The following is an 11528-nucleotide window of genomic DNA, read 5'->3' as shown; positions in this document are numbered from 1 at the left end:
GCCCCAGCCCTGTGTAAGCAGGTAGACCGCTATGGTGGTGGTAAAGTTCCCGGAGTTGGAGTATAAGGCGATAGTGCCCTTGACGAGCGACTCGGACGGGTTGCTCCCCCCGAGCGCCCCGCCTATCCTGACACCGTTCCACGCGTCGGCCACCCCGAGGCAGTTCGCGCCGAAGACGTCTACCCCGTTTGTCTGGCATATGGCCCTTATGGTCCGGCTGTCGGTGAGCGAAACTTTTTCGGTGAGTATGATGACCTTCTTCAGGTCCGGGTTGTGCCTTACGGCTTCGCTGACGCCGTCCTTAACGCCCGCCGGCGGGAGGTAGATTACCGCGGTGGTGAACTTATGGCCCGCCTTCATCCCCTCCTTTATGGAGTTATATACCGGGATGTTCCCGATCTTCGTTTCAAGGGACTGTCCGGACCTGCCGGGGCTCGTGCCGAAGACAACGTTGCCGCCGGAGAAGACGTGGCTCGTGGGGGTCACGGTGCGGCTCTCGTTGCCGAGCATGTTGAGGACGCAAACCCTGTCCTCCTTCGTGGCTATCTCGGAGAGCGAGTTTACTCCGACGTAGTAGGGAAACTTTTTTACTCCTTCTTTATGCATTGGCTCCGTCCTTGTCGAGTTAATGTGTCGCGGCTATCAACTCTTGCCGGCAAGGCGCGCGGCAAGCTTCTTCTTTCCTTCCTTCTCCATCCATCCGTCCATCTTCAAGGCGTAGTTCACGACCTCGCTCATGGCGCTGTCGTGGCCGAATATACGGTAGGGGAGTTTCAGGTTGTCCAGCGTATCCCTCATGTATCCCATGCCTCTTACGAGGTTCGGCCCTCCCCTGCCGATTACGACGAAGAGCGGGGTGGGCCCGTGGGCGTTGAAGTGTTCCCTCAGGGCGTCGGCCATGGCCCTGAAAGTCTCGTATATGTCGGTGTTGTTGGCCTTGCCGCCTATTATAAAGAGCACGTTGGACTGTGCGATCCAGTACTTGAATACTATCCGGGATATCTGGAACATCTTATCGTACGGCGGGTTGCCGCCGAAGTCCGAGGAGATGGTGGCCCTGTCGCCGAGAAGCTCGGTGACGAGCGCGTTCGCCCCGCCCCCGAACGTAGGGGCCGTTATGGTGCCCTCCGGGTTCATGACGAAGACGTCGCTCTGGCCCTGATAGGTCCTCAGTTGGTTTATCTCCTGCTCGAACTCGGAGTAGTCCGAGGCGAAGAGGTGCGGCGGCAGGTCGAGCCTCTTCCAGGCGGGGTCGTCTATGTCGAAGGCCCCCTTGAAGTCGCAGGCCACGGGGATGAGTCTCCCCCTGGGGTTCTTCCCCATCCTTATGGGGTTAAGCTCCAACATGCTCATGCCGTAGTTGTTGTAAAGGGTCCAGAGCCTGGGCAGGTTCTGAACGAGCGGGCTTATTATTTCCTTGGGCGCGCCGAGGTCCTCGAGGGCGTTCGAGACGTGAAAGCTCTTGAGCCCGGTAAGGGGGTCGAAGGGGACCTCCTTTACCTTGTCGGCGGGAAGCTCCTCGATGTCCACCCCGCCGTGGTGCGTGATGGTCATGGTCGTGGTGCGGTAGGCGGTGGAGTCCGCTATGGAGAAGTAGACCTCATGGGTGGCCGGGACGCCGCCCTCGAAGGTCACGCCGTCGGCCTTGGCCGTTGAGTTGCCGAAGGTGTGCTCGGTGAAGTAGAGCCGCTCCTTCTCCTTAAGTGCCGTGGCTATGTCCGAGGCCCTTCCTATGAGGCCGGCCTTGCCTTTCTTGCCCACCCCGCCCGTGAAGATGGGCTTTATGAAGACCTGGCCGCACTTCTTTATGAGGGCCTTTATCTCATCTACGGTCGCCTCCGGACCGAGCACCTCGGTCACGGGGAAGTCGACTTTCTTGAGGAGTTCTTTCCCCCAGAGAAGTCCTGTAAGCTGCATCTGTTACCTCCGGTATTTTTTCCCTTTAGACAGTCTCCAGTGAGACAGCCTCCAGTGCCGCATTAAATGTCGCGCTCGGACGCATCGCTTTTGATACCTTTTCGAGGTCCGGGTGGTAATAGCCGCCGATATCGACGGGCTTCCCCTGTGCCGCGTTCAGCTCGTCGATAATCTTTGCCTCGTTATCCGCAAGTGTCTTCGCCAGTTTGGCGAAACGTGCCTGAAGCTCCGTGTCTTCGGTCTGCTCGGCCACGGCCTCCGCCCAGTAGAGCGCGAGGTAAAAGTGGCTGCCCCGGTTATCCAGTTCGTTAACCTTACGCGAAGGCGACTTGTTGCTGTCCAGGAACTTGCAGTTTGCCCGGCCGAGGGTTTTGGCGAATATTTTGGCCTTTTCGTTCTTCGTCGTGTTGCCCAGATGTTCGAATGACTCCGCAAGGGCCAGGAATTCGCCGAGGGAATCCCACCTGAGATGCCCCTCTTCCAGGAACTGCTGGACATGCTTGGGGGCCGAGCCCCCCGCTCCCGTCTCGAAAAGTCCGCCGCCGTTCATAAGCGGCACTATCGAGAGCATCTTCGCGCTGGTACCGAGCTCGAGGATCGGGAAGAGGTCCGTATTGTAGTCACGAAGGACGTTCCCGGTAACCGAGATGGTGTCCTTCCCGTCCCGCATCCTCTCGACCGAGAGCCTGGCCGCTTCCGCCACGGGCATAATCTGGATATCCAGACCGTCCGTATCGTGGTCCTTCAGGTAAGTATTCACCTTTTCGATGAGTTGCGCGTCGTGTGCCCTGTCTTTATCCAGCCAGAAGACCGCCGGTACTCCCGTTGCCCGCGCTCTGGTGACGGCCAGCTTTACCCAGTCCTGAACGGGGGCGTCTTTTACCTGGCAGCTGCGCCATATGTCCCCTTCTTCCACGGCGTGTTCGAGTATCGCGTTCCCCGAGGCGTCGACGATACGGACCGTTCCGTCACCCGGTGCCTGAAACGTCTTGTCGTGAGAGCCGTACTCCTCCGCCTTCTTCGCCATCAGACCCACGTTCGGAACGGTCCCCATGGTTCTTGGGTCGAAGGCGCCGTGTTTTCTGCAATTGTCTATGGTCTCCCGGTACAGGCTCGCGTAACTGTGGTCGGGGATAACGAACTTCGTATCGTGAAGCTTACCAGCCGGGTCCCACATCTGTCCCGAAGCGCGGATCGCGGCGGGCATGGACGCGTCGATAATTATATCGCTCGGCACGTGCAGGTTCGTAATACCCTTGTCCGAGTTCACCATCGCAATTTCGGGACGGTTCGCATAAACGGCCTTGACGTCCGTTTCGATCTCCGCCCTTTGAGCTTCCGGGAGGTTTTCTATCTTCGCGTAAAGGTCGCCGAGGCCGTTACTTAAGTCGACGCCGAGTTCCTTGATTACGGAAGCATGCTTTTCAAGGGCGTCTTTGTAAAAGACCTTGACGCAATGGCCGAAGATGATCGGGTCCGAGACCTTCATCATCGTGGCCTTCATGTGCAGGGAAAATAAAACGCCCCGCTCCTTCGCGTCTTCTATCTGCTCCTCGAAGAAGTCCGTAAGCGCCTTCTTGCTCATGAACGTCGCGTCTATGACCTCACCGGCCTCGAGCGGCGTGTTTTCCTTGAGGACCGTGACCTTTCCGTCCTGGCCGACGAATTCTATTTTGACGTCCGTCGCTTCGGTCATGGTCGCGGATTTTTCGTTGGAGCAAAAATCCCCGCTGCTCATGGTCGCGACGTGCGACTTCGAGTCCGCGCTCCATTCACCCATCGGGTGGGGGTTCTTTTTAGCGTACTCCTTTACCGCGACCGCGGCCCTTCGGTCGGAGTTGCCCTCCCGGAGGACGGGGTTCACGGCACTTCCAAGGACCTTTGCATATCTGGCCTTGATTTCCTTCTCGGCGTCGTTTTTCGGCTCCGCCGGATAGTCCGGGATGTCAAGGCCGTGCTCCCGGAGCTCTTTAATCGCCGCCTTCAACTGCGGGATTGAAGCGCTGATATTCGGCAGTTTGATGATATTGGCTTCCGGTGTCTTCGCAAGCTCACCGAGTGCCGCCAGTTCATCGGGTATTTTTTGGTCCTCGGTCAGCTTTTCGGGGAAGTGGGCGAGAATCCTGCCCGCGAGAGAGATGTCCCTCGTTTCAACGGAGATGCCCGACCCTTCCGTAAATGTTCGGATTATTGGGAGTAAAGAGCAGGTTGCCAGTGCGGGCGCTTCGTCTGTTTTTGTGTAGCAGATCTTTGTGGACATTTATGCCTCCGGTCTGTTTCGGGGTTGTTTTTTTGTCTCTATCCGGTATTTATTGCCGGGCGGACGTACCCCCCGCGTAGAACGGCAGATTTAATCAAATTTCGTCGGCTTTGTCAAGCTGGAGCCAGCGTGACGCTGGACACAATGTTTAAAGCCGCGCATAATGCCCAATTGGAAGACCGGCAGCGTATTTACACCACCTGCGGTGGGGCGGTTACCGGGACCGGAGAGCCTTCACGAGCGCACAGACAGCACAGAGCCGCATACACCGTTAACCGTGCGGCAAGCACCCTGCGGTGGGGCGGTTACCGGCAAGTGGTAGTCGTCTCGACCCTTATTGCAAATGCGGCACGCATATCCGTTGCAAGTGTGTCACACACCAGACTCTTTGCTACCAATTTTTTCCTTTCCCTCTTCCTTTTCCTCAAAGCAGGGTTTCAGTTTCGCGCGGGTTTCGGAGAGGTGTTCGGGCAGGACCTTGGTTTCGGATAGGACCGGCATGAAGTTCGCGTCTCCCGTCCAGCGCGGCACGACGTGCCAGTGCAGGTGGTCCCCTATGCCGGCGCCCCCGGCCTTACCAAGGTTCAGCCCTACGTTGAACCCTTCGGCGTTAAGCGTCTTTTTTATGGCTGCGGTGGAGTGGACGATGAGCTTTGTGAGGTCGGCCAGTTCCTCCCCGGAGAGCTTTTCGAGGTCGGCCACGTGCCGCTTCGGTGAGATGAGGAGGTGACCGTTATTGTAGGGGTATTTATTCAGGAGTACGGTTGAGAGGGTGCTGCTGAAGAGAAGAAGGCCGTCGTCCGTCTCCCCCTCCGTTTTCCCGGCGACGCAGAATACGCAATCTCCGTTTTTATCTTCCAGGATATATTCGATGCGCCACGGGGCCCAGAGTCGTTCCATGCCTGCCTAACCTACCCTTCCGGGACGGGCTATAACCTGTTAACCCTTTCCTTGAGCTCTTTGCCGGCCTTGAAGAAAGGCACCTTCTTGGCCTCGATGTATATGCCCTCGCCTGACTTGGGGTTCCGTCCCTGGCGGCCGTCCCTCTCCTTGACCTTAAAGCTCCCGAAGCCGCGTATCTCTATCTTCTCCCCACGGGTCAGGCTCTCGGCCATGCTGTTGAACGTGGTTTCCACGATGAGCTCGATGTCCTTCTTGGTGAAGTTGGATACTTTCGAGACCACGGCCTCAATCAGTTCGCTTCTCGTCATGACCTGTAACCTCCTTACCTTAGTGTGCCGGGCGTGCCGGGCAGAAGATACATTACGCGCATCCCGGTCCACAGGTCGGTTAAAGAGCTGCCTATGGAGCCGTTGAAGATTGAGTCGAAAGCCCCCCCCCGGTCCCTCGAATATATAACCGGCGGTTTTTCCTCCAGCCCCGCAAGCTCCGCGCCCGCCGCTATGGCGTCCTCCAACCCCCCGAGCCGGTCAACGAGGCCCAGCTCCCTGGCCTGCGCCCCGGAGAGTATCCGGCCGTCGGCGATGGCCCTGACCTCTTCCAGCGAGAGGTTGCGTCCCTCGGCCACCGCTTCCACGAACTGGCGGTGGACGTCGTCTATAACGTCCTGGAGGAGTTTCTCTTCCTCTCCGGTAAGCTCGCGCAACGGTGAGCCGGTGTCCTTGTACTTGCCGCTCTTTATTACCGAACCTTTAAGGCCGATCTTCTCGAAGAGTCCCTCCATGTTGATGAACTCTATTATAACGCCTATGCTGCCCGTGATGGTACCGGGGTTGGCCACTATTATGTCGCTCGCCGAGGCTATATAGTAGCCGCCGGAGGCCGCCAGCCCTCCCATCGAGGTAACGACTTTTTTCGACCCTTTGAGCCTCTTCACCTCCCGGTGTATCTCCTGAGAGGGCCCCACTCCCCCGCCCGGGGAATCTATCCTCAAGACGACCGCCTTTACGTCGTCCCTTTCTCCGAACTCCCTGAGCCAGTAGTTTATATCTTCCGAGTCGGTTATGATGCCGTTTATGGTAACGACGGCGACCTTGTCCCCGAAAGCCAATGCGGAGTTTCCCGAGAAAAGCGCGAGTATTATGGAAAGGGCCGTTACTGTCAGGAAGAAAACCCCGGCGGCCATGACGAGCCTCTTAACCCAGCCGAACTTCTTACCGGAGTTCTCCATAGGGAGGAGCTACCCTTCTTTTTCCTCTCCGGGTTTTTCCTCTCCGGCTTTCTCCCCTTCGGCTTTTTCTTCCCCGGCCTCGTCTTCTCCGGTCTCACCTTCGGGGCTCTGCTCCTCCGGGGCTGTCTCTTCGGTCGGTTCGGCCACGGCGGCTTTTTCCTCCGGGGCGGCCTCCGGGGCTGTCTCCTCCGGAGCCTCGCTCTTCTCCATGGCCTTCATAATGCTCCTTATGCTGAGCCCTATTTTTTTCTCCTGCGGGTCGACGTTCAGGACTTCTACTTCCACCAGGTCGCCGGGGCCTATCTCAAGGCCTCTTTTTTTGCCCCTGTTCAAGTCCGAGACGTGCACGAGCCCCTCGAGCCCCTCCTCCATCTCGACGAAGGCCCCGAAGTCCGCTATCCCGGTAACCGTGCCCTCGACTATTACCCCGGGCTTATAACGCTCCTCCACGCCGTCCCAGGGGTTCTTTTCGAGAAGCTTCGTACTGAGCGAGAATTTTTGGGCCGCTTTGTCCACGTTCAAGACGGTCGCCTCGACCTCCTGGCCCTTTGAGAAGAGGTCCGAGGGGTGCTTTACCTTCTTCCAGGAGAGGTCGGAAATGTGGACCAGCCCGTCTACCCCCTCTTCGACCCCGACGAACATGCCGAAGTCCGTGAGGTTCTTGACCACCCCGGTGACCTTGCTTCCCGCGGGATAGCGCTCCTCCAGTTCATCCCATGGGTTGGGCTCTATCTGCTTCAGGCCGAGCGATATCCTCCTTGCGCCCGGGTCGACGTCAAGGACCATTACCTCCAACCGGTCCCCTACCTTCAGCTTCTGTGAGGGGTGGCGCAGTTTGGTCCAGGACATCTCGGAAATGTGTACCAGCCCCTCGAGCCCGGCTTCGAGCTCCACGAAGGCGCCGTAATCGGTAAGGTTCGTAACGCTGCCGGAGACCCTGGAGCCGGGGGAGTACTTCTCTCCGGCGGTCTCCCACGGGTCGGGGAGGGTTTGTTTAAGACCGAGCGATATCTTACCCTCCTCTTTGTTGAACTTGAGTACCTTTACATTTATCGTGTCGCCGACCGTCAGTATCCGGGAGGGGTGGTTTACCTTGCCCCAGGAAAGGTCGGTCAGGTGGACGAGGCCGTCTATGCCGCCGAGGTCCACGAACGCGCCGTAGTCGGTGATGTTCTTTACCATCCCCTCTACTATGGCGCCCTCTTCAAGGTTTTCGAGGGTCTTTTCCCTGAGCCCCTCCCGCTCCTTCTCGAGTATCACGCGCCTTGAGACTATTACGTTGTTCTTGCGCTTGTTGTACTTAAGCACCCTGAACTCGAAGCGCTCGCCTATGAGCTTATCCGGGAACCTGGTCGGCTTAAGGTCCACCTGGGAGCTCGGCAGGAAGGCCACTACACCTTTTATATCCGCATGGAACCCGCCCTTTACCCTGCTGATAATTTCCCCTTCCAGGTTTGTCCCCTTCTCACACGACTCGACGATATCCTCCCAGACCTCCATCTGGGCGGCCCTTTTCTTCGAGAGTACCACGTAGCCGTCCCTGTCCTGCATCCCCTCGACGACTACCGCTACAGGGTCCCCCACGCTGACCGAGGGCTTGCCTTCCTCGTCGAGGAACTCGTCAATAGGGACGTTCCCCTCGGACTTGTAGCCTATGTCGACAATGACCGCGTCCCCTGAGATCTGAACCACCGTCCCGCGTACCAATTCGCCCGACCGGATCTGCCGTACGCTCCCCTCGAAAAGTTTTTCGAAGTCCGTCTCGGCCTCTTCGTTGTGAAGTTGAGGCTTATCCTCCATACCGTTTATCAATTCCCTTGACCCCCCGCTTATTATTTACTGGTAACTGCTAGATATATCACAGCCCCATTTAAAGTGCAAACTATTTTAATTCTATAGGTTTTTTGGCCCCGGCGGTTCGGCCAGTGCGCCCACCCTGGCGACGACCTCCCCTATTATCCAGTCGGGTGTCGAGGCGCCGGCGGTTATACCCACCCTTGAGGCCCCCTTGATCCACCCCTCGTCGAGCTCGTCGGCTACCTCTATGTGATAGGTCGCGGGCTTGATGGCGCGGCATATCTCCGCGAGCCTCCGGGTGTTGGCGCTGTTTTTGCCGCCCACCACTATCATGCAGTCCACCGTCCCGGCCAGGTCCATGCTCTCCTTCTGCCTTACGCTCGTGGCGTTGCATATGGTATTGAACACCTTGATCTCCGAGGCCTTGTGGAGGCAGGCGCTGACGATGTCCTCGAGCTTGTCTATGGACTGGGTGGTCTGGGCCACAATGCCTATCTTCTTCCTCCGGGGCATGTCCGCGACCTCCTCGGAGGAGTTGACGACCGTTATGTCGGAACCACCGTAGCTCACGATACCCCGCACCTCGGGGTGTTCCTTATCACCCACCACCACGACCGCGTAACCTTCCTTTTTGAGGAGGGCGACCATCTCCTGGGTCTTTTTGACGAAGGGGCAGGTGGCGTCCACGATATTGATCCCCTTCTTCTCGGCGGTCTCGAACTCCTCGAGCCTCACGCCGTGGGAGCGCACTATAACGGTGCCGCTTTCGATCTCGTCCACGCTCTCCCGGGAGAAGATGCGGGACTCCTCCTCGAGCCGCTTTACCACCTGGGGGTTGTGGATGATGGGGCCGAGCGTGTATATCTCCCCGGCGGCCTTATCGCTGCACGTGGAGGCCATGTTCATGGCCCTCTTAACGCCGAAACAGAAACCGGCCGACTTAGCTACTACTATCTCCAACGTCCAACCTCTCCTTTACTACGGCGAGTATCCTTGCCGCGACTTCCTCCGCCTTCATGCCGCCCGTATCGATAAGGACCGCATCTTCGGCCTTTTTAAGCGGCGAGTTCTCCCTCCGCGAGTCGCGCATGTCCCTCTCGCCGACCGCTTTCTTTACCTCTTCTATGTCGGAACCCCGGAGCGTGCTGGCCTCTTCCAGCTCGCGGTGTCTCCTTCCGGCCCTTACGTCTTCGGCGGCATCGAGGTATATCTTGACGTCGGCGTCCGGGAAGACGACGGTCCCTATGTCGCGCCCCTCCATCACCACGTTCCCCCCGGCCCCGAGCCCTCTCTGAAGGCCGACGAGGAACTCCCTCACCGGCTTCATGGGTGAGACCCTGGAGGCCGCGGCCCCGGCCGACGGCTCGCGTATCTTCCGGGTATAGTCTTCGCCGCCAAAAAATATTTTTTCGTTGCCGTTTTCGAAACGTATATCCGCCCCTTTACAGAACTCCCGAAGCGCCTCGTCACTCTCTATGTCCACGCCCGCCTCGACCGCGCCGACTGCAACGGCCCTGTACATGGCCCCGGTGTCAACGTAGCTAAAACCGAGCTTCCCGGCGACAAGTTTGGATACGGTCGTCTTCCCGACCCCGGAAGGGCCGTCTATCGCGATTACCGGTCCCCGCGTTTTAACCCCCTCCCCGCTCACCGCCGTGCCACCTCGCCGAGGAGGTCGAAGAAGCCTGGGAAGGACACGTCCACGCAGCCCGCCCCCGCGATGGTAACGCCTTCAATGGAGCCGAGCCCCACGACCGACATGGCCATGGCCACCCGGTGGTCGCCGCGGCTCTCGACCGTCCCGCCCAGCACCTTACCACCCATGCCTTTGATCTTGATGCCGTCCGGAAGCTCTTCCACCTTGACCCCCACCGCGCTTAAGGCCCCGGCCATGGCGCTTATCCTGTCGCTCTCCTTTACCCGGAGCTCGGCGGCCCCGGTTATCGTGGTGGTCCCTTCGGCAAAGGCCGCGAGCGCGCAGATTACCGGGAACTCGTCTATGGCCCTGAGGAGTTCCTCCCCGCTTACCTCCACACCCGTGAGGGGTGAGCTCCTTACGAGTATATTGGCTACAGGCTCGCCGGAAATCTCATCCGGGTGCAGCAACTCCACTGTGGCCCCCATCTTCCTTAGTACTTCGATAATGCCGGTCCTCGTCGGGTTTACACCGACCCTTTTTATGATAATCTCCGAGCCCTGCGTTACGAGCGCCCCGGCCATGAGGAATGCCGCCGAAGAGATGTCGCCCGGTACGGATATATTGCAGCCCTTGAGGGAGGTCGCCTTGCTTATCCCGGTCCTGGTGCCTTCGGTCCTGACATCGGCCCCGAAGAGTTTCAGCATGCGCTCGGTGTGGTCCCTGCTCTTCCCCGGCTCCTCCACGACCGTCTCCCCCTCGCCGTAGAGGCCGGCGAGCAGCAGTGCGGATTTTACCTGGGCGCTCGCCACGGGGCTCGCATAGCTTATCCCCTTAAGCGGCGACCCGGTTATATCGAGCGGGAGGTACTCTCCTCCGCCACCGCCGGTTATGGAGGCGCCCATTATCTTTAACGGCTCGACGACCCTCTTCATGGGCCTCTTCCGTAAGGAGTCGTCACCGGTTATGACTGACGAGAAGTTCTGGGCGGAGAGGAGCCCGAGGAGGAGCCTCGCCGTGGTGCCGGAGTTGCCCGCGTCTATTACGCTGCCTGGTTCTTTGAGCCCGTGGAGTCCGACTCCCTTTATCGTAACCCGCCCGGGCTTGCTTATGCTCCGCTGGTCATGCCCCTCGACCTCGATCTCCACCCCCATGGAGCGGAACGCGCCTATCGTACTCAGGTTGTCCTCGCCTTCGAGGAAGTTAAAGACGTTGGTGGTCCCCTCGGCTATCGAGCCCAGTATGACCGCCCTGTGGGATATGGACTTGTCGCCGGGCACGACGACCTCGTCCAGTATCCCGTTAGCGGGAGGGACGATTACGGAATATTCGGCTGCGGTGGTGTTGTTCCCCATAGGTGTCCAGAAGGCCTACTGCCTTTTAAGGGAATCCCTTATCCCCTTGGCCCGGGTAAAGTCCTCTTCAAGCCCTTTGGCGTCCCCGGCCTCGATGAGTGCCTTAAGAGAGGAGACCCTCTTTTCGAATAGTTCCAGCATGTCGACTATGGCGCTCTTGTTAGTCATGCAGACGTCCCGCCACATCTCCGGAGAGCTCGAGGCGATGCGCGTAAAGTCCTTGAAACCTCCGGCGGTGTATTTGAGTATATCTTCGTTCTTCTCTTCTATGTCGGCAATGGTATTGACCATGGAGTAGGCTATCATGTGCGGCAGGTGGCTTATGGCGGCAAGTATCAGGTCGTGCCTTTCGCTGTCCATCTCGACGACTTCGGAGCCCGCAGTCTCCCACATTTTTTTAATATTCCGTAGGGCCGTCCGGTCGGTTTTACC

The 11528-nt window shown here is 58.6% G+C and carries 11 protein-coding genes; all 11 read right to left on the bottom strand.

Annotated features, from left to right (window positions below; genetic code table 11):
* The coding region (locus tag V3W31_05500; GenBank protein MEE9614395.1) for a CoA-binding protein at positions 1 to 606 on the bottom strand (606 nt) is incomplete at its 3' end.
* Between the two features lie 36 nt (positions 607 to 642).
* Entirely contained in the window at positions 643 to 1917 is a 1275-nt protein-coding gene (locus V3W31_05495) for an ATP citrate lyase citrate-binding domain-containing protein (GenBank protein MEE9614394.1), read from the bottom strand.
* 25 nt (positions 1918 to 1942) lie between these two features.
* A complete protein-coding gene (locus V3W31_05490; protein ID MEE9614393.1) occupies positions 1943 to 4177 on the bottom strand; it encodes an NADP-dependent isocitrate dehydrogenase in 2235 nt (744 codons plus the stop codon).
* A gap of 372 nt (positions 4178 to 4549) precedes the next feature.
* The gene (locus V3W31_05485; GenBank protein MEE9614392.1) at positions 4550 to 5077 is read right to left on the bottom strand and encodes an HIT domain-containing protein; all 528 of its coding nucleotides are present in this window, start codon (positions 5075 to 5077) and stop codon (positions 4550 to 4552) included.
* 29 nt (positions 5078 to 5106) lie between these two features.
* A complete protein-coding gene (locus V3W31_05480) occupies positions 5107 to 5388 on the bottom strand; it encodes an integration host factor subunit beta (protein ID MEE9614391.1) in 282 nt (93 codons plus the stop codon).
* Positions 5389 to 5402: 14 nt separating this feature from the next.
* Positions 5403 to 6308 carry a signal peptide peptidase SppA gene (gene sppA / locus V3W31_05475; protein MEE9614390.1) on the bottom strand — a complete coding sequence of 302 codons (906 nt, stop codon included), beginning with the start codon at positions 6306 to 6308 and terminating at the stop codon, positions 5403 to 5405.
* 9 nt (positions 6309 to 6317) lie between these two features.
* The gene (locus V3W31_05470) at positions 6318 to 8108 is read right to left on the bottom strand and encodes a 30S ribosomal protein S1 (protein ID MEE9614389.1); all 1791 of its coding nucleotides are present in this window, start codon (positions 8106 to 8108) and stop codon (positions 6318 to 6320) included.
* 93 nt (positions 8109 to 8201) lie between these two features.
* Positions 8202 to 9065, bottom strand: a complete 864-nt coding sequence (gene ispH / locus V3W31_05465; protein ID MEE9614388.1) for a 4-hydroxy-3-methylbut-2-enyl diphosphate reductase — start codon at positions 9063 to 9065, stop codon at positions 8202 to 8204.
* On the bottom strand, positions 9046 to 9756 hold the full coding sequence (gene cmk, locus V3W31_05460; GenBank protein ID MEE9614387.1) for a (d)CMP kinase: 711 nt from the start codon (positions 9754 to 9756) through the stop codon (positions 9046 to 9048). The genes ispH and cmk overlap by 20 nt, the downstream gene beginning before the upstream one ends.
* Complete coding sequence (gene aroA / locus V3W31_05455; protein MEE9614386.1) at positions 9753 to 11096, bottom strand: 3-phosphoshikimate 1-carboxyvinyltransferase; 1344 nt, start codon at positions 11094 to 11096, stop codon at positions 9753 to 9755. Before aroA ends, cmk begins: the two co-directional genes overlap by 4 nt.
* Before the next feature lie 15 nt (positions 11097 to 11111).
* A partial coding sequence (locus V3W31_05450; GenBank protein MEE9614385.1) for a prephenate dehydrogenase dimerization domain-containing protein occupies positions 11112 to 11528 on the bottom strand: 417 nt, incomplete at its 5' end.

The sequence above is a fragment of the Thermodesulfobacteriota bacterium genome (genome assembly GCA_036482575.1).
Lineage (GTDB): Bacteria > Desulfobacterota > GWC2-55-46 > GWC2-55-46 > JAUVFY01 > JAZGJJ01.
Note: the sequence above shows the minus strand (reverse complement) of the source record. Positions and strands in the feature narration are given on the sequence as shown.

Coding starts and splice junctions, on each gene's coding strand:
- V3W31_05490 (MEE9614393.1), bottom strand. CDS start 4,177: ATGTCCACAAAGATCTGCTACACAAAAACAGACGAAGCGCCCGCACTG.
- sppA (MEE9614390.1), bottom strand. CDS start 6,308: ATGGAGAACTCCGGTAAGAAGTTCGGCTGGGTTAAGAGGCTCGTCATG.
- aroA (MEE9614386.1), bottom strand. CDS start 11,096: ATGGGGAACAACACCACCGCAGCCGAATATTCCGTAATCGTCCCTCCC.
- V3W31_05495 (MEE9614394.1), bottom strand. CDS start 1,917: ATGCAGCTTACAGGACTTCTCTGGGGGAAAGAACTCCTCAAGAAAGTC.
- V3W31_05480 (MEE9614391.1), bottom strand. CDS start 5,388: ATGACGAGAAGCGAACTGATTGAGGCCGTGGTCTCGAAAGTATCCAAC.
- V3W31_05470 (MEE9614389.1), bottom strand. CDS start 8,108: ATGGAGGATAAGCCTCAACTTCACAACGAAGAGGCCGAGACGGACTTC.
- V3W31_05485 (MEE9614392.1), bottom strand. CDS start 5,077: ATGGAACGACTCTGGGCCCCGTGGCGCATCGAATATATCCTGGAAGAT.